We start from the raw sequence: 18478 nt of genomic DNA on the forward strand, positions 1-18478 counted from the left end.
GTCCGATCGGTTCCTGCAGATCCGGCTCAACGGTGACCTCGCGCTCTTCAAGGCGATATGAACAGGAGCCGCAGCGAGAAGGTCGCCTCGCTGCCCGACTGGGTGCCGCTCACGCCCACGCCGCGCAGCACCTGGAGGTTGGCCTTCTCGTCGCCCTGCAGGCCTTCGAGATAGAGCTTCTCAATCTTGTCCAGGTCGACGAAGACGGCGAAGGTCGCCTCGTCGGCGTTGGGGATCGCGAGCTGGAAGGTCTCGCTGTCGCCCAGGGCGCCGTCCTTGTCGAGCTCGGCGGCGTACTCCTGCGAGCTGGCCAGGACGAAGGTGCCGTCACCGGGGACCTTGGCGAGCTGCGGGACGGCCGTCCCGGTGCCGGCAAGGTACTTCTCGATCTTGCCGACGACCTCCTGGGCCTTGGCCGGGTCGGTGACGATCTTCGCGCCGAACTTCGGGTCGCTGTCGAGGCCGCCTGCGTCCAGTGCGAGGGTGATGTTCTTGCCGAGCAGCGTCACCAGGTCGTCGGGGAGCGACAGCCCGGACTGCTGCTTGGCCTGGTCGACGAACTGCTGCACGCCGCCGCCACCGGCCGCGTCGGCCGACTTCATGAGCTGCGTCCACTGCTTGCCGATCACCTCGCCGAGACCGGAGATCGAGACCGCGCCGGCGGTGGAGGCCGGAAGCGTGCTGATCCGGGAGGCCTCGGGGGTGCCCATGTCCAGATTCTGGGCGCCGCGGCTGATGCCCGCGAGCTCGATGTACCCGCTGTCGAAGCGGAGGGCGCCGGCCACCCGGACGTTCTTGATCTGGGCGAGGGTGGCGGGGTCCTGGGACGCCACTTCGGGAGTCAGCTGGGCGATCTTGCCGGCGTCCGCCCAGAAGGAGAGGACGCCGGTCTCGCCGAGGGCGCTCAGGTCCTCGGAGAAGGTGGCGTTCTCCGACAGCGGCGCGGCGGCCGCGGCCTGGTCGGCCTCCGCCTGGGTGGGGCTGAGCAGCGCGTAGTCGTCGCGGAAGGCGATGCCGTACTTCTCCTTGCCCATCAGCTTGGCGATGCCGGCCTTGGCCTTGTCCTGGTCGGTGACCTGGACGGCCACCACGGCACTGGGCTCCTTGGCACCCTTGGCGGCCGGCACCGCGGCCACGCCGACGCGGACACCGAGCCACGGCTCGATGTCGGTGGCGTAGTTCACCTTGCCGAGGCTGCCGGACTCCTTCTTCAGCAGGTCGAAGATGGCCTGGCGCGGGTCGTCGCCGGTGAAGGAGTCCTTGGTGACGGTGAACTTCCTGGCGATGCCGAACAGCGCCAGCTTCTGGTTCGCGGCCGGGTCGAGGTCAAGGCGTACGTAGCCGATGGCGTTGGCGGGCAGCACGTCGTGCGGCTGCGTGCCGCCGCCGCTGAGCAGGCTGACCGCGAAGACACCGCCGCCGCCCACGAGGACCACGACCAGCGCGGCGATCGCCGCGAGCAGCCAGCCCTTACCGCCCTTGCGGGGCGGGGTTCCGGTCGGCTGTCCCGGGCCCAGGAAGTCGGGGCCCTGCTGCCAGTTCCCCGCCTGCTGCGGATAGGTCTGCTGCCCGTAGTTCTGCTGCTGATAGCCGGGCTGCTGCTGGCCGTAGTTCTGCTGCCCGTAGTTCTGCTGGCCGACCGGCTGTCCGTAGTTCTGCTGGCCGTACGCCTGCTGGGGGTTCTGCTGGGGCTGGCCCTGCTGCGGGTAGGGCTGCCCCTGCTGGTAGCCCTGCTGGGGCTGGGGGTGTCCGGGCTGGCCGTTCTGGGGGTAGACCTGCGTGTGTGGTTGGTCGCTTCGCTGCGCGCCCTCGTTCCAACGGTAGGCGATCGTCCTGTCGGGTTGCTGATCCGGCGTGGGCGACTGGTCTGGGGGATTGTTGGCAGGCATGATCACTCACAATGTGGACTTCGTGGATATGGAGAAGTTAGTGCACTTTGCTAGCAAGCCGCTTGCATTGAACTAACTATGTGATTGGTGCATCTAAGCGGGATTGAGCTCGCTTGCTGGGGATTCGCCAGGTCTTACCGCGCTATTTCCGCAGGTGATCGTCATGTCCTTCTCCCTGTGGGCTTCGACCTTTCCGCCGCCCTGGGCGGCTCGGGAAACCGCGGGGAATCTTGCGACTCGGATGCCCTCGGCCTCATTTCGGGCCCGGGTCCGGTTCGGGGGCGGCCCAGGTGGTGGAGCGTCCGGGGGCCGGGGAGGCGAAGGCGGCGGGGAGTAGGTAAAGTGAGCCGTCTAGAACAAGGTTCGGGAGCGTGGATGACGAAGTTCGACGAGGCGACAGGGGCCATCCGGGTGGACGAGACCACCTACGACGTGTGTCTCGACCCCGGATACTCGATCGGCGGCCCCCTCAACGGCGGCTACCTGATGGCCGTGCTGCTGCGCGCGGTCGTGGACGCCTCCCCCCATGAGCACCCGGTGACCACCAGTGCCCAGTTCCTGCGCGCCGCCGTCCCCGGCCCCGCGCAGGTGCGCCTGGAGCAGATCAAGACCGGCCGCACCGCCACGATGACCCGGGCCAGCCTGGTCAGGGACGGCGACCCCATCATCGAGTCCCTCGTCACGACCGCGACCCTCGGCGCCGCCGCCCCCGACTGGACGGACGGACCCTCGGTGGCGATGCCGCCGATGGAGCAGTGCCTCCGGCTGCCCGCTCCCAAGACCGAGTCGAACATGACGCTCAACGCCCAGATGGACCTGGCGTTCGACCCTCCGACCATCGGCTGGCTCGACGGCAGGCCCAGCGGCCGCCCCGAGGCCCGCGCCTACTTCCGGATGGCCGAGCCGCAGGATCCCGACCCGTACGTGCTGGCGCTGGCCGTGGACTGCCTGCCGCCGGTGGTCTTCTCCGCCGGAGAGCGCGGCTGGGCCCCCACCGTCGACCTCACCTGGCACCTGCGCGCCCTGCCCGCTCCCGGCTGGCTGACCCTCATCGCCGGAGGCAGGCTGATCAGCGACGGCTGGTTCGACGAGGACGTCGAGGTCTGGGACTCCACCGGCCGCCTGGTCGCCCAGTCCCGCCAGCTGGCCCGGGTCGGGCGGGGCTGACCCTCGCGAGACCGGAAAAGTACACGGCCGAGTCGGCAATCGGTGGTGTGAGGATTCTTACCGTGTTCGATCGACCCAGGTCGCCTAGCCTTGGGAACTGTGTCGCAAGCAAGCGTTGGAATCTTTGACAGTGGTGTCGGCGGCCTCACGGTGGCTCGGGCGATCATCGACCAGTTGCCCAACGAGTCGATCCTCTACGTGGCGGACACGGCGAGGCAGCCGTACGGCCCCAAGACCATCGCGCAGGTCCGCGCCTACGCGCTGGAGGTGATGGATCACCTCGTCGAGCACGACGTGAAGATGCTGGTGATCGCGTGCAACAGCGCCAGCGCCGCGGTGCTCCGCGACGCCCGCGAGCGCTACGACGTGCCGGTCGTCGAGGTGATCCAGCCGGCCACCCGCCGTGCCGTACGCGCCACCCGCAACGGCAGGGTAGGGGTGATCGGGACCAGGGCCACCATCGAGTCGATGGCGTACCACGACGCGTTCGCCGCGGCCCCCGACGTCCGGCTGACCACAGTGGCGGCGCCGCGCCTGGTGGAGTTCGTCGAGCGCGGGGAGACCATGAGCGAGGAGCTCATCGCCGTCATCCGCGAGTACCTGGAGCCGGTGCTCGCCGACCGGTGCGACACGTTGATCCTGGGATGCACGCACTACCCGCTCCTCGTCGGGCCGATCTCCTACGTGGTGGGAGACGGCGTCACGCTGGTGTCCAGCGCCGACGAGACGGCCAAGGACGTGTACCGCATCCTGCACGACCGGGGTCTGGCCGCCGTAGGGGGCGCGCCCAGACACCTTTTCCGCGCCACCGGAGACGCGGACCTCTTCGCCGACCTCGGACGACGGTTCCTCGGACCGGAGATCGAGGCGGTCGAGGCGGCGCTGGTGGGTGATGTTTCAAACAACGGGCATCGCGCGTGACGGTGCTCCGGCGCTCCGTAGGGGGAGCGCCGGAGAGGGGCGGGGCGGCCATCGGCGCCCGCGCCGTGCCGCGCGGCGCCGCAACGTGAACCGTAGGAGGCCGCCGTGAAACTGACGATCATTGGATGCTCGGGGAGTTTTCCCGGTCCTGACAGCCCCTCCTCCTGCTATCTGCTGGAGGCGGAGGGGTTCCGCATGCTGCTGGACTTCGGGAACGGCGCGCTCGGCGCACTCCAGAGGTACATCGGCCTGTACGACGTGGACGCGATCTGCCTGTCGCACCTGCACGCCGACCACTGCCTTGACATGTGCCCGTACCACGTGGTCCGCACCTACTCGCCCGAGGGGCCGCTGCCCAGGGTGCCGGTGTACGCGCCCGCCGACGCGCGCCGGCGCCTGAACTCGGCCTACGCGATGCCGGACGAGCCGCTGCTGGAGTCGGCCTTCGACTTCGTGGGGCTGACGCCGGGAACGTTCGAGGTCGGCCCGTTCGAGGTGACGGCCGCGCTGATGAACCACCCGGTGGAGACCTACGGCTTCAGGGTCTCCTACGGCGGGCGCTCGGTGGCCTACTCGGGCGACACCGGTGAGAGCGCCGAACTGGTCAAGCTCGCCTCGGGGGTCGACGTGTTCCTGTGTGAGGCGTCACACCTCGACCGGCCAGGACTCCCCGTCGGCCTGCACCTGAGCGGCCGCCAGGCGGCCGAGCACGCGGCCAGGGCGGACGTGGAGACCCTGGTACTGACCCACCTGGTGCCCTGGAACGACCACGACCGGGTCAGGGAGGACGCCTCTCGCGGCGGGTTCGGCGGGCGGATGGAACTCGCACGAAGCGGGGTCCGGTATGACCTAGGGTGAACTGCATGGCTCGTGCAGATGGACGTTCTCCCGATCAGCTCCGCCCCGTCACCATCACCCGCGACTGGATCACGCACGCCGAGGGTTCGGTGCTCGTCGAGTTCGGCGGCACCAGGGTGCTCTGTGCCGCCTCCGTGCAGGACAGCGTGCCGCGCTGGCGCCGGGGCAGCGGTCAGGGCTGGATCACCGCCGAGTACGCCATGCTGCCGCGCGCCACGAACACCCGCAACGACCGCGAGTCGGTACGCGGCAAGATCGGCGGCCGTACGCACGAGATCTCCCGCCTGATCGGCCGCTCGCTGCGCGCCTGCGTCGACTACAAGGTCCTCGGCGAGAACTCGATCGTCATCGACTGCGACGTGCTCCAGGCGGACGGCGGCACCCGCACCGCCGCCATCACCGGCGCGTACGTGGCGCTGGTCGACGCGATCGCCTGGATGCGCAAGCGGAAGATGTGCGGCGCCGACCCGCTGGTCGACTCGGTCGCGGCGGTCTCCGTCGGTGTCGTCGGCTCGACGCCGCTGCTCGACCTCTGCTACACCGAGGACGTCGCCGCCGAGACGGACATGAACGTGGTGATGACCGGCTCCGGCGAGTTCGTCGAGGTCCAGGGCACCGCCGAGGGCAAGCCGTTCAACCGTGCCGCCCTCGACGAGCTGCTCGACCTCGGCGCGGCCGGCTGCGCGGAGCTCACCCGCCTGCAGCGGGAGGCGCTGGCATGAGCAGGCCCCGTGTCGTCCTCGCCACCCGGAACGCCGGGAAGATCGCCGAGCTGCGCCGGATCCTGGCCGACGCCGAGGTCCCGGTGGAGATCGTCGGGCTTGAGGAGTTCCCCGAGATCGGCGATGTCGCCGAGACCGGCCTGACCTTCGCGGAGAACGCCCTGCTCAAGGCGCACGCGGTGGCCCGGCAGTCCGGCCTGCCGGCGATCGCCGACGACTCCGGCCTCTGCGTCGACGCGCTGAACGGCATGCCGGGCATCTTCTCCGCCCGCTGGTCCGGAAAGCACGGCGACGACCTGGCCAATCTCGACCTGCTGCTCGCCCAGGTCTCCGACGTGCCCGCCGAGCACCGGGGCGCGCACTTCGCCTGCGCCGCCGCGCTGGCGCTCCCCTCCGGAGAGGAACGGGTGACCGAGGGTGCGCTGCACGGCGTGATCATCGACACCCCGCGCGGTGTCAACGGCTTCGGCTACGACCCGATCCTACTGCCCGAGGGCGAGACCCGGACCACCGCCGAGCTGTCCGCCGCGGAGAAGGACGCCATCAGCCACCGGGGCCGCGCCTTCCGCGCCTTGGCCCCCATCCTCGCCGAGATGCTCGTCTGACGCTCCTTCACTGAGCCCGCACTGGAAAGAGCTGCGGCTTTGGCGAGGACTCGCGCTGGGGGCCGGTGTCGATGATCTCGTGCTCCCTGGCGGAGCCCGTACGAGAGAGCCGCGACGACGATCTCGTGGTTCGCGGCGCGGCTCACGCTGGGGGGCGACAATCTCGTGCTCCGCGGCGGAGCCCGTCCGGGGAGCAGGCGATGACCAGGGGCGATTGTTCGAGTCGGCCTGTAATCGTGGCGTAAGATCCCCCGCTCGCCGATGGGCGTAGCGTCGGAGGTATGCAGAGCAACAGGCGCATGCCCTCGTGGGCCGCGGCGCTGATCGGCCTGGTGTCCGGCGCGGTGGCGGTCGGGGTCTCCCTGCTCGTCGCGGGCCTGGTGAACCCGTCGGCCTTCCCGATCGTCGCGGTGGGCAACGCGGCGGTCGACCTCACCCCGGCTGTGCTCAAGGAGTGGGCGATCCGCACCTTCGGCGAGAACGACAAGGTCGTGCTGCTCGGCGGGATCTTCGTGGTCATGGCGCTGATCGCCGCCGCGCTGGGCATCGCCGCCGCCCGCGACGTCCGGTACGGCCTGGCGGGCCTGGCCGCCTTCGGCCTCGTCGGAGTCGTCGCCGTGCTGACCCGGCCGGAGGCCGGGCTCGCGGACGTCCTGCCGACCGTGGTCGGCGTCGGTGCGGGCATGTTCGCGCTGCGACGGATCATCCGCCGCTCCCTCGTGCCAGTCGAAGAGCTCGCCGGCGCCTCGACCGGTCCGTACGGCGACCGGGGGCACCCGACGCCCGGCGCCGGACCCTGGGAGATCGCGCAGGAGGCGGCACAGCAGGGCTCGCCGGAGGCCGGGGAACGGCCCGAGCCGACCACGCCGCCGGTCATGCGGGCCGGGAGGGATCTGCGCGCGTTCGACCGCCGGGGCCTGCTGACCGGTGTGCTCGGCGGCGTCGCCGTCGCCGGGGTGGCCGGGGTCGCCGGGCGGATGCTGTCCGGGCGGGCCGAGGTGAGCGTGGCGCGCAACGGCATTACGCTGCCCCGTCCCGCGACCCCCCTCGCGCCGCTGCCCGCCGGGGTCGACCTCAGGATCAAGGGCCTGTCGCCGTTCGTCACCCCGAACAGCGACTTCTACCGGGTCGACACCGCCCTGGTCGTCCCCCAGGTTGACCCGCGCAGCTGGACCCTCAAGATCCACGGCATGGTCGACCGCCCCGTCGAGCTCACCTTCGCCGACCTGATGAAGCGCACCGTGGTCGAGGCCGACGTCACGCTCTGCTGCGTCTCCAACGAGGTCGGCGGCCCCTACATCGGCAACGCCCGCTGGCTGGGCGTCAGCCTGGCCGACGTGCTGCGCGACGCGGGCGTCCACAAGAACGCCGACATGCTGCTCAGCACCTCCGCCGACGGCTGGACCGCCGGAACCCCGGCCGACGTCGTCCTCGACGGCCGCGACGCCCTGCTGGCCTTCGGCATGAACGGCGAGGCGCTCCCCGTCGACCACGGTTTCCCGGTCCGCCAGGTCGTCCCCGGCCTGTACGGCTACGTCTCGGCCACCAAGTGGGTCACCGACATCAAGGTCACCCGCTTCGACGAGGACGAGGCCTACTGGACGCCCAGGGGCTGGTCCGCCAAGGGGCCGATCAAGACCGAGTCCCGCATCGACCTGCCCAGGGACGGCGCGAGCGTCCCGGCGGGCCGTACCGTCGTCGCGGGCGTCGCCTGGGCCCAGCACAAGGGCGTGGACGCGGTCGAGGTCCGCGTCGACCGGGGCCAGTGGCGCCAGGCCCGCCTCGCCGAGGCCCCCACCGCCGACACCTGGCGCCAGTGGGTCCTCGACGACTGGGACGCCACCCCCGGCGACCACACCATCGAGGTCCGCGCCACCGACGCCACCGGCTACACCCAGACCGCCGCCCGCGCCCCGGTAGCCCCGGACGGCGCCACCGGCTGGCACACCATCCAGGTACGGGTCGGCTGACTTGGGCGGTGGGTCCTGTTGATGGTCTTTGGCTGCCACAGGTGGAATCACACTCCCGCGTATGCGGGGCGGACTTATGGGACCCGAACGCGAAACAGCGATCGTCAGGATCACCCCCCGCGTGTGCGTGCGGAGTGGACGAATATTTGTACGCCAGGTCAGGTGTGAACCAGGGATCACCCCGCGAGTGCAGGGCAGATCTGATCTTCCGGAGCGACGGCGAGACCTTCGTGGGATAACTCCCGCGCGTGCGAGGCGGACGCCACCCGGCAAGCCCAGGGGCTGTTGCTGATGGGATCACCCCCGCGCGTGCGGGGCCGACGCCCCAGCCGCGATCTTGTCGGCGGTGACCGCGGGATCACCTCCGCGCGTGCGGAGCGGACAGCGGTCATCCGCTGTATGAGTACCAGCGTCCTGGATCACCCCCGCGTGTGCGGAGCAGACTTCTCCTAGTCGTACGGGTGAACGACGATGCCGGGATGACCCCCGCGCGTGCGGGGCCGACACCCGTTTACCCGAGCAGCGTCAGATTGCGGAAGGATCACCCCCGCCCGTGTCCAGCGAGGGTTTCGCAACCTGCGCCCGCACCTACCCCTGCCTGCCGGTGCGCCGAAGCCCAGCAGGCCCGGCCCCGGACGCCCACCTGGCTCCAAGAACCGCGCCATCGCTCGCCACCACGACGTGGGCAAGACCACCAAACGCGCCGAAAACCTCACCGAGCACCGCAACCGCGGAGGTTAAACGACAAGCTGAGGTTCTGCATGGAAAGTTCTTCGTCTTGCGAGCAACTCACCACCCCATACATGCCTCGTGATGTCAACCCACTCCAGCGGTTGGGGCATATCGGCAGCTACGGCACCACCAGTTCAGCCTCAATAATCCCCAAGCCTCCTTACTGTAAAGACATAAGGGTACACCGACGCCGTAACTCAGCTCCACACGACATGCAACCTCAGTGGGGCCGGACAGACCGATGTGGTATGGATGAATTACGGGTTGGGCGGTGTCAAGTTTGGAGGCACCGACTGCGACATCTATTGGGACCCTCCTTACGAGGAGCGGTGCGACAGATTCCGTGCGGTAGTCGACAAGAACAGAATCGACGGCGCGGCCTATCTACGCGCAGAAAACCAATACGCCAAGACCGCCTGCCATGAGATCGGACACACCGTCGGCCTGGCGCATTACAGCGAGATGGTCGTGCCCCCGGAGGGTGCTGACTGCATGCGGGACGGCCTGTGGGCAGACGGAGAGCTGTGGACTCGAACTTATAATTATCATCACATCGCTCATGTCGACGCCTGGTTCTAGCAAATAACGCCGCCCGGGGAGTGTCACTTGAAATCATTGAAACCCCGTCTCGCGATCGCTCTGATGCTACCCATATTCGCAACCTTGGGTTGCGGAAGCGAAGGCGTATCACAACCTTCAGCAGAAAGAAGTGCGCAAGCGATCGAGACGCAAAGCAAAATAGATACATTGCCACTTCGATCAGGTAAATTCGACTACCCCCATATGGATACGCCCGAAGAGCTGGTAAAGTCTCGGGACCACGAAAGCATAATCATTGGCAGCGTCGAAGGGTTCGAGCAAGGGAGAGACATATACGATATGCCAGAAGATCCATACCCGGACAAGCGTGTCGTCATGCGCGTCCGTGTCGACTCGACAATAAAAGACAGGGGGCTTGTCAGTGATGGCCGCGTTTACCTGGACCTGGATCAAGGCGGTCTCTACCGCAGCGGAATACCTCGCACATCTCTCGATGACTTCCGGAAAGCTATACCCGCCGACACGAAGGTGATGCTCTTCCTTTTCCCGGACCAAAGGCAAGCTCCCCGGATCGAAGGAGCGAGGAACGGCCTACCGGACGGAGCCATTCTGGCGACGGCTGACCCTCAAGGAGTGATTTTCGATAGCGGCTCGAAACTTGTAGGGGGCCATGAAGAGCTGGAAGGTGCGTGGCGGGGAATCGGAAGCATCGACGAAGTGGTACTTCGCGTCAGGAAGGCATTGGGCGTGGAGTGACTGATGATGCACCAGCGCCACAGCGCTACCGCGCGGTCATCCGGAGTTTGTGAAGACAACTAAAGATCATGCGGTGGCCGCAGGGCATAGTGTAAGCCTTGGCGCCTGGCGCATCATGCTCGGACGTGCCGCCAACCGTTAGCTTGGTCTGGCAACACGGGCGGGCGGTGGAAACGCAGGGTGAGACCAGTGCAGTGGATTTCACCCGAGGGGACCGCAGGCATATGACCTGTCGGTCCCTTCGCTTATCTCCGGCAACCATCTCGAAGGTTCGCGAACCAATACTTTTCTCCAAGGAGGCATACCGATGCGCCATACGTCGTAGACCATCGCGTCGCGGCTCGTACCAGTCCTCCGCCCCCTAGTAGGGCCTGGTCGGCTTTAGACGCGACAGCGTGTCGGCCCCTTGAATTGGTGTCCTGCTCTTCGATGAGCGCATTACCTCAGTTGTTCGCTCTACCTGCTGAATGATCGCAGGGACGATCGCGATTCGAAATGGTCGCTGTAGCCGTCAGGATCAACTGGAGACCCGCGCGGGCTGTATGGCCGAATCTGCGGTATTGACGGTTTTGCTGCTGCCCCGGTCGACCGCCTGGGCGATCAGGAGTCCGGCGAAGGCCAGTACCGCCATCACAGTGCGTGCCGTGTGCAGGTTCCACCAGCGTTCGCGGGCATCCGCCCAGCCGGTCGGCGGCTGATCGGCATTCCAGGAGTTCGCGAGCTGATTGAGCGGCTCCAGCTGGGTCACCGAGAGCACGATCGTGCCCGTCACCAGCAGCAGGGCGGCGATGCTGAGTCCGAAGACGAGCCAACCACGCTGGTACGACAGTACGCACGTCGCCAGGAGCAGTGCGAGGCAGGTGAGCAGGAGCACCGGCATGGCGCGGCCGTAGTCGGTGTTGAGTGCCTGCCAGTACCGCACGTAGGCGGGTCCGGGCAGCTCACGCAGCGACGGAGCGAGCACGGTGAAGAAGACACCGCCGGCGAACAGGCCGAGTAATAACGTCGCCGTCGTTCGAACGATCTCCAGCAGCAAGGGACGCATGCTCGTCCACCTCCGGTCCTGAGCCTTACAAATTGGCTAGATCAGCACCATTTCATTTGAATATGTTCTAGTCAATACTCTGGCACGATGGTTCCCGATGAGCGAGAAACCCAAGCGGCGATACGTCAGCGACCTGCGGCGTCAGAATGCCGAGGCGACCCGGCTGCGGATCGCCGAGGCCGCCCGGACACTCATGCTGGAGCGTGGCTATGCCGCTACGACGATGGCCGACGTGGCGCAGGCCGCAGGCGTCGTCGTGCAGACCCTGTATTCGGCCTGCCCCGGCGGCAAGCCCGGCTTGGCGAAGGTCGTCTACGACGTCACTCTGGCTGGCGACGCGCAACCCATCCCGCAGAGCGCCCGCCCGCAGGTGCAGGCGATCATCGCCGAGCCTGATCCGGTACAGAAACTGTCCATGTTCGCGGCGATGGCTGTGATGATTTTTCAACGCGTCGGCCCGGTGCATCGCGTGCTGCGCGCCGCTGCAGCCGCCGATGCCGGATTGAGTGACCTGTTGGCAAGCACCGAACAGCAGCGATTGGTAGGCAGCCGGGGCCCGGCCGAGGATCTGGCCGCGATCGGCGCGCTGCGCATCGGGCTGACCGTCGAGCGGGCCGCCGATCAGATTTACGCCTTGACCTCGTTCGAGCTGTTCGAACGGCTTACCGAGATCTGCGGCTGGAGCGTGGGTGACTTCCAGGACTGGCTGGCCCGGATACTGGCCGAGGCCCTGCTCGACCCGGCCAAACGTGAATGGCGCTGAGGAAGTGCCGGGCGCTGCGCCGTCTGCTTGGCGTTCCGAATCTACGGCATCCAAAAGGAGAACTGGGCGAACCCAGATGGACTGACGGCCCGAGAGGTCATGGAGTTCTTCCCCCTCGGCTCTCACCACGGAGCAGAGTAACCAAATGATCGATTGCTTCGAAGCGGGGTTTGATGGGTACCTCCGCTCGCAGGTAGACAGGGGTCAGGCCAGTCGGAGCGAGGCGGGCCAGACGACGATGTCGGGCTGCAGGGGGTGGTCGGCGTTCTGGACGCCGATGGCCGCGAGACCGCCCGCGAGCTCCGTCGCCGCCGTACGGTGCAGCCAGAGGGCCGGGGCGTGTGGTCGCGCGGCCAGGTCCGGGGCGTCGGCCAGGCCGTCAAGCTCGACGGTGACGGAGGAGTCGGTGACGCGCAGTTTGGTGATCGCGTGGTCGGTGGAATCCCACCTGGCGGTGCCGGAACCATCCGGGGCGATCGACAGGAACAGCGGCACCGCCCCCGAGGGCAGGTCGAGGCTTCCCGACCACTCGCCGCCGACCTCGGCGGCCGGTGCGGAGAGCAGCTCGCCGTCGGGTGAACCGTCGGCGCGTGTCAGCGGTGTGAAACCCGGCAGCAGGGCGGCCAGGATGTCGTTGGTCACCGAGATCAGCAGTTCTCTGCCGCTCTGCACGTTGGCCAGGGCCGCGATCACGATCCCCGCGGTGGGGACCGCGACCAGGTAGGCGGCCACCCCGCCCATGCTGCCGCCGTGGAAGGCGATGGACAGATCACCGTGGCGCCGCACGCCCCAGCCGATCCCGTAGCCGTCGGCGCCGGGCCACGGCGCGGTGGGACGGTGGCTGGCGGCAAGCGCCTCGGCGGGCAGGGCGCTCATGCCGCCCGCGTGCGCGAGCCCGAAGCGGAGCAGGTCCCGGACGCTGCACCAGGCCTCCGCCGCCGCGCCGTGCCCGGTGACGTAGGGCGGGTACGCCGAGCCCGACGAGGTGTGGCGCCGGGCGGCGCCGGGGCCGCCGTCCGGCTCACCGAACCGGGCCGACCGCATCTCCAACGGTTCGAAGACCAGCTCGGACAGCGCGTCCGCCAGCGGAGAGCCGGTGACCTCCTCGATGATCGCGCCGAGCAGCTCGTAGCCGACGTTCGAGTACGTCTGCCGGACTCCCGGCGGGAACACGACGCGGGCGTAGGCTCGCAGCAGGTCGTTCTTGCTCGGCGCCCGATCGATCTCGTCGCCGTAGAAGAACCTGAGGAACGTCGGGAAACCACCGGTGTGGTTGGCGACCTGCCGGAGGGTGGGGGCCGTTCCGTGGCCGGGCAGCGGCCGGTAACGCGACACCTGGGCGTCCAGATCGAGCGCGCCACGTTCGGCCAGGACGGCCAGTGCGGTGCCGACCATGGGCTTGGTGACGGAGGCCAGGCTGAAGGGGGTGTCGACCGTGGCGGCAACGCCGTCCTCGACCGACGCCAGCCCGAACGCGGCTTCGAGCACGGTCGTCCCGCCGGCCGCGACGGCGAGCGCGGCTCCGGGCACCTCGCCCGAGTCGCAGGCATCGCTCAGCCGGCGAGACGCCTGAAGAACGAGTGCGCTGATCCGGTCATCGAGCGTCATATTCTCCCATTTCTGCCTTACAGCCTGTGTGGGGGCAACATCGGGCAAACCAACCTATCGATCTATCGGGCCGGTCCCGTGGGCCGGCTCGTTCGACCGAGGCATGGCGCTGAGGTCGCCGCCGGTACGCTCTGCTCGCCCAGGCCCTGTCGCACGAACCGCAAGCTTGCCGCCCACCTTGGGAGTGTTCCCGGTCCTCTCGGATCTCGAAGCCCATCACATCCCCTCAACGGGGTGTCGCGACGACCACTGGAACGCCTGGCCTTTAAATGGTCAACTCCTCCGTGCCGGGTGGGTGGGCCGCTCTACTATCTGGCTCCCAGGGGTTGGGGGACGGGGGAGCCGGTGAGCGAGTGGAGTTTGGCCTCGGGGGTCTACAACCCCGTGGTGACCGTGGACGGGCAGCGGTGGCGGGACTTCGAGCTGGAGTTTCAGGTGCCGGCGGCGGCGGTGCCCCGGGAGCGGGAGCGGATGCGCTGGGGGCCGGCCCGGCTGGACCAGTGCCGGCCGTACGGGGTGGCGGGCGGCCTGGCCAGGCCCGACCCGCAGACCGAGGAGGACATGCTGCGGGCCGTCCCCCTCACCGAGCAGGGCACCCCGCGCCGCTTCCCCGACCCGCGCGGCATGTGGATCAGGCTGATCAACGGGACCGGGCCGGCCGACGACCCGTTCCGGGCCACCAACGCGATCGACTGCGCGCTGTCGGTGCTCTCCACCTGGTACGGAGCCCCGGCGGTGGCCGCGCCCCGGCGGCCCGAGTACGACCGGGTCGGCAGGCCGCTGCTCAGCGGCGAGGCCGGGGGAGTGGCCAGGGCGGAGCGGTGGCTGGGACAGCGCTTCCAGTACGTGGGGCAGGGGCGCCACGCCTACCTCCCGATCGCGCAGGCGCTGCTGGCCGGGGGGCACGGCTCCTCGGCCATGGTCGTCAACCGCTGGCCGGCCGGGGGCAGCCACGCGTGGAACGCGGTGAACTTCGACGGCGAGGTGATCTGGATCGACGGGCAGCGGGGGCACATGGCGGTGGAACCGCCGTACGAGTCGGTGACTGGCGTGTTCTGCGTCGTGATCGACAGGGAGGGGCGGCGGCTGTGAACCCGGACCAGGCCAGGGCGGTGGCGGAGGAGTACTTCAACGGCGTCCGCAGCGCGGGCGCCGCCGTCGAAATCAGGATTTATGCCTTTCAAGAGGGCTATGTCGCCTGGGCGAATGAGCCCGACTCCGACGATCCCAGCGTGCTGCCCGACACCGTCGGCTCCGGGTGCGTGGTCATCGACAGGGCCACCGGCGAGATCGTCATCCGGCCGCTGCTCAACCCCGAGACGGTGGCGGAGCAGTGGCCGGGACGCCGCCCCCGATAACGAAGACGTCCCGGCCACCATGCTCAACCTGCCCCGTCGGGCCGGATCGGAAAACGCCCTGCTCATCCGGCTCATCCGGCTCGGGCCGCCCGGCAGGACTTCGGATCGTCCCGGCCGTGCTCGGACTCGCGCGACGCTTGCGATCCGGCCCGGCCGCGCTCAGCCGCTCGCGAGCGAACCCACCACCGAGGCGCGGGCCGCGCGCCGCGCGGGCAGGACCGCGGCGAGCACCCCGGCCAGGCCGGACAGCGCCACGAACGACAGGATCTGCGGCACCGGCAACTGGAAGATGACGTTCTCGGTCATCGTCCGCGCGGCGGCCCAGCCGAACCCGATGCCCAGCACCACGCCGACCAGCGCGCCGATGAGCCCCAGGACCAGCGCCTCGACCGAGAGCATCCGCCGCAGCTGGGGCCTGGTCAGGCCGAGCGCCCGCAGCAGCGCCGACTCGCGGGTGCGCTCGTGGACCGACAACGAGAGCGTGTTGGCGATGCCCAGCAGGGAGATGAGCACCGCCAGGCCGAGCAGCCCCGTGATGATCATCAGCATCATGTCGAGCGCCTCGTCGAACTCGCCCCGTACCTCCGTCGAGCTGGCGACCTTCGCCGTCGGGTACGGCCGCGTCGCCGCCTCGACGGCCAGCAGCGCCCGGTCGGGATCCACGCCGTCGGAGCGGTTGACGATCACCCGGCTGTCGCCCACCTCGCCGAAGTAGCGGTCGAACTCCCGCTCCGGCACCGTCACGCCGGGAAGGCCCGACTCCCGGTTGGAGACGCCCGCGATCGACAGCTCGACCGCACCCGCCTTCGCCGTCCGCACGGTGACCCGGTCACCGACCCCGACCTTGAGCCGCTCGGCGACGTGGTCCGCGACCAGCGCCGTACCCGGCACGAGCCGGCCGACCGAGCCCGCGTCCAGCTTCGGGACGAAAACCGGAGCCGGGGTGAACGTCCCCACCTCGTATTTCTCGTCCCCGGTCGCGAGCCTGGCGGTGCTTGACCGGAACGCGACGACCGCGGTCAGCTCCGGCCTGGTCCGCAGGTCCTCGGCGATCGCCCGGGGCAGCTCCGAGCTGCGATCCTGGCTCTGCACCAGGTAGTCGATCGGGAACTGCTCGTCGAGCTGATGGGCGTAGGTCACCCGGATGGTGCCGGTGAGGACGGAGATGACGGTCATCAGCGTCACGCCCACGGTGAGCGCCACCGTGGTGGTCGCCGACCGCTTCGGGTTACGCCGGGAGTTGTCCACGGCCAGCCTGCCCGGCACCCCGAAGAGCCTGGCCGGAACCCAGCCCGCGAAGGCGGACAGCGGCTTCACGATCACCGGGCCGAGGGTCAGCACCGCCAGGAAGACGAGCGAGCAACCGGCCATGACCACGACGAGCGCGGCCTCGCCGGGCTCCATGGCCATGCCCGCCGCGGTGATCCCCGCGCCCGAGACCAGGAAGAGCGCCGCGAAGATCATCCGTACCAGGCCGGCCCTGAAGGCCTGCTCCTCGGCCTGCGAGCGCAGCGCCGCGATCGGCGCCACCCGCGTCGCCGACCTGGCGGGCAACAGCGCCGCGCCGACCGTGACGGTCAGGCCGATGACCAGGCCCAGGACGATCGTACGAGGCGTCAGGGAGGCCGCGACCGACGGCAGCGGCGCGCCGACCGCGGTGAGCACGGCCAGCGCTCCCGCCCCCATCCCGTAGCCGAGCAGCAGGCCCAGCACCGACGACAGCAGGCCGACCACCGCCGACTCCAGCACGATCGAGCCGAAGACCTGCCCGCGCGTCGCCCCGATACAGCGCAGCAGCGCCATCTCACGGGTCCGCTGGGCCACCAGGATGTTGAAGGTGTTGTAGATGACCAGCGCGGCCACGAACATCGCCACCACGCCGAACAGCAGCAGACCCAGGGTGAGGAACTCGCTGCTGGCACCGTTGGCCTTGGCCAGGTCCGCCGCGTACCGCTCACCGGTCTTGACCTGGTGACCCGCCCCCACGACCGCCGCGACCGAGGCGCGCAGCGTCTCCTGGGAGACACCCTCGGCGGCGGCGACGTCGACCTCCCGGAACCCCTGCTGCCCGGTCATCTTCCTGGCCGTGCCGGTGGTGTAGCCGACCGCGCCGCTGTACCCGATCTCCTGGTCCAGGCCGATGTCGAACAGGCCCACCAGGGTGAACTCGTGCCTGACGTTCTCCGAGTCGAGTACCGCGATGGTGTCGCCGACCTTGAAGCCACGAGTCCTGGCCGTGCCCTCGTCGAGCACCGCCTCCTTCGCGGTCCTCGGCGCCGCGCCGCTGACGATCGAGGTACGGTTCAGCGCGCCCTCGGGCAGGGAGATCCCCACCGTAGGATAGTCACCGGCCGCCTTGCCGTCCTTGCCGATCAGGGCGGACGTGCCCCGCACCAGCCCCTGGGCGTCGGCGACACCTTCCGTGGCGCGGATCCTCTCCAGGGTCGCGTCGGAGACGGCCGGCGCCTCACCGCCCTTGTCCGGCAGCGGGAGCACCGCGACGTCGATCCGGTCGGCCGCCGCCGCGAACTTCTGGGTGAAACCCGCCTCGATGGTGTCGGTCAGTACGAACGTCCCCGCGATGAAGCCCACCCCCAGCGCGATCGCCAGCGACGTCAGCATCAGGCGCAGCCGGTGCGCGCGCAACCCGGCCAGCGTCGTCCTCAGCACCTCACGCCTCCAGCTTCATCAGCGTGTCCAGCACCGACTGCGGCGTCGGCCCCACCAGCTCACTGACCAGCAGGCCGTCACGGAGGAAGACCACCCGGTCGGCGTAGGAGGCCGCCACCGGGTCATGGGTGACCATCACGATCGTCTGGTCGAGCTCACGCACCGACGTACGCAGGAACGACAGCACCTCGGCACCGCTCCGCGAGTCCAGGTTGCCGGTGGGCTCGTCGGCGAAGATGACCTGCGGCCCGCTGATCAGGGCGCGGGCGACCGCGACCCGCTGCTGCTGGCCGCCGGACAGCTCGGCGGGCTTGTGCCCCAGCCGGTCGCGCAACCCCACGGTCGCCACGACCAGGTCGAACAGCTCGGGGTCGGCCAGCCGCCCGGCGATCTCCAGCGGGAGCCGGATGTTCTGCTCGGCGGTCAGCGTCGGCAGCAGGTTGAACGCCTGGAAGACGAAGCCGATCCGCTCGCGGCGGAGCAGGGTGAGCTGCCTGTCGTTGAGACCGGTGAGCTCCACGTCCCCGATGCGCACCTGCCCGCCGCTCACCGTGTCCAACCCGGCCAGGCAGTGCATCAGCGTGGACTTACCCGACCCCGAGGGCCCCATGATCGCGGTGAAGGCGCCGGACGAGAACGAGACGTCCACGCCGCGCAACGCGTGCACGGCGGTGTCCCCCCGGCCGTACACCTTCGTGAGACCCCTGGCCGTCACGGCCGGCTCCGCGCCTTTTCCGCGCGCGCGCCACGCGCCGACCTCTCCGGTGATGGTCACGGTAGTTCTCCTCAACAACGTATGGCGTTATGACGCACCAAACGCTATTGATGGGGAAAGTGGGATCCATCAGGCTTTTGGCCTGACCTGCGGTGCGGT

16 protein-coding genes are annotated in these 18478 nt (G+C 69.0%); 11 read left to right on the forward strand and 5 right to left on the reverse strand.

From position 1 onward, the window contains the following. Window positions 1–47: 47 nt before the first annotated feature. Complete coding sequence (locus ABZU75_RS25970) at window positions 48–1889, reverse strand: DUF3352 domain-containing protein (protein ID WP_355559201.1); 1842 nt, start codon at window positions 1887–1889, stop codon at window positions 48–50. Window positions 1890–2264: 375 nt separating this feature from the next. Here ABZU75_RS25970 and ABZU75_RS25975 point away from each other — a divergent pair, with 375 nt between their 5' ends. From ABZU75_RS25975 to ABZU75_RS26010, 8 genes are all read left to right on the forward strand, one after another. After that, window positions 2265–3056: a thioesterase family protein gene (locus ABZU75_RS25975; RefSeq protein ID WP_355559204.1), complete on the forward strand. Its 792-nt coding sequence runs from the start codon at window positions 2265–2267 to the stop codon at window positions 3054–3056. A gap of 99 nt (window positions 3057–3155) precedes the next feature. Next, a complete protein-coding gene (gene murI, locus ABZU75_RS25980) occupies window positions 3156–3977 on the forward strand; it encodes a glutamate racemase (protein WP_355559207.1) in 822 nt (273 codons plus the stop codon). 105 nt (window positions 3978–4082) lie between these two features. Continuing rightward, window positions 4083–4835, forward strand: coding sequence for an MBL fold metallo-hydrolase (locus ABZU75_RS25985; RefSeq protein WP_355559210.1), 753 nt, complete (start codon window positions 4083–4085; stop codon window positions 4833–4835). Between the two features lie 5 nt (window positions 4836–4840). Continuing rightward, on the forward strand, window positions 4841–5557 hold the full coding sequence (gene rph, locus ABZU75_RS25990) for a ribonuclease PH (RefSeq protein WP_350924802.1): 717 nt from the start codon (window positions 4841–4843) through the stop codon (window positions 5555–5557). After that, window positions 5554–6162, forward strand: coding sequence for an RdgB/HAM1 family non-canonical purine NTP pyrophosphatase (gene rdgB / locus ABZU75_RS25995; protein WP_355559214.1), 609 nt, complete (start codon window positions 5554–5556; stop codon window positions 6160–6162). Before rph ends, rdgB begins: the two co-directional genes overlap by 4 nt. Window positions 6163–6443: 281 nt before the next feature. Then, window positions 6444–8132, forward strand: coding sequence for a molybdopterin-dependent oxidoreductase (locus ABZU75_RS26000; RefSeq protein WP_355559217.1), 1689 nt, complete (start codon window positions 6444–6446; stop codon window positions 8130–8132). A 984-nt stretch (window positions 8133–9116) separates the two neighbouring features. Beyond that, window positions 9117–9443 carry a hypothetical protein gene (locus tag ABZU75_RS26005; protein ID WP_355559220.1) on the forward strand — a complete coding sequence of 109 codons (327 nt, stop codon included), beginning with the start codon at window positions 9117–9119 and terminating at the stop codon, window positions 9441–9443. 204 nt (window positions 9444–9647) lie between these two features. Next, entirely contained in the window at window positions 9648–10160 is a 513-nt protein-coding gene (locus tag ABZU75_RS26010) for a hypothetical protein (RefSeq protein ID WP_355559223.1), read from the forward strand. 517 nt (window positions 10161–10677) lie between these two features. Here the strand turns inward: ABZU75_RS26010 and ABZU75_RS26015 are convergent. Beyond that, entirely contained in the window at window positions 10678–11205 is a 528-nt protein-coding gene (locus ABZU75_RS26015) for a DUF1772 domain-containing protein (RefSeq protein ID WP_355559226.1), read from the reverse strand. Between the two features lie 97 nt (window positions 11206–11302). On the opposite strand from ABZU75_RS26015, the gene ABZU75_RS26020 reads away from it, so the two are divergent. Then, window positions 11303–11968, forward strand: coding sequence for a helix-turn-helix domain-containing protein (locus ABZU75_RS26020; RefSeq protein WP_355559229.1), 666 nt, complete (start codon window positions 11303–11305; stop codon window positions 11966–11968). A gap of 204 nt (window positions 11969–12172) precedes the next feature. On the opposite strand, the gene ABZU75_RS26025 is transcribed toward ABZU75_RS26020, so the two are convergent. Further along, window positions 12173–13576, reverse strand: a complete 1404-nt coding sequence (locus ABZU75_RS26025) for a serine hydrolase domain-containing protein (RefSeq protein WP_355559232.1) — start codon at window positions 13574–13576, stop codon at window positions 12173–12175. A gap of 345 nt (window positions 13577–13921) precedes the next feature. On the opposite strand from ABZU75_RS26025, the gene ABZU75_RS26030 reads away from it, so the two are divergent. Then, a complete protein-coding gene (locus tag ABZU75_RS26030) occupies window positions 13922–14668 on the forward strand; it encodes a toxin glutamine deamidase domain-containing protein (RefSeq protein WP_355559235.1) in 747 nt (248 codons plus the stop codon). Further along, on the forward strand, window positions 14665–14934 hold the full coding sequence (locus ABZU75_RS26035; RefSeq protein WP_350924817.1) for a hypothetical protein: 270 nt from the start codon (window positions 14665–14667) through the stop codon (window positions 14932–14934). Before ABZU75_RS26030 ends, ABZU75_RS26035 begins: the two co-directional genes overlap by 4 nt. A 159-nt stretch (window positions 14935–15093) precedes the next feature. Here the strand turns inward: ABZU75_RS26035 and ABZU75_RS26040 are convergent, their stop codons facing one another. Together ABZU75_RS26040 and ABZU75_RS26045 are read right to left on the reverse strand one after the other, a co-directional pair. Continuing rightward, window positions 15094–17604 carry an FtsX-like permease family protein gene (locus ABZU75_RS26040; RefSeq protein WP_355559239.1) on the reverse strand — a complete coding sequence of 837 codons (2511 nt, stop codon included), beginning with the start codon at window positions 17602–17604 and terminating at the stop codon, window positions 15094–15096. Between the two features lies 1 nt (window position 17605). Further along, window positions 17606–18379 (reverse strand): ABC transporter ATP-binding protein, encoded by a 774-nt coding sequence (locus ABZU75_RS26045; RefSeq protein WP_355559242.1) that lies wholly within the window; start codon window positions 18377–18379, stop codon window positions 17606–17608. Window positions 18380–18478 lie beyond the last annotated feature (99 nt).

This window comes from Streptosporangium sp. NPDC005286 (genome assembly GCF_040607515.1).
In the GTDB taxonomy this organism is placed as follows: Bacteria; Actinomycetota; Actinomycetes; order Streptosporangiales; family Streptosporangiaceae; genus Streptosporangium.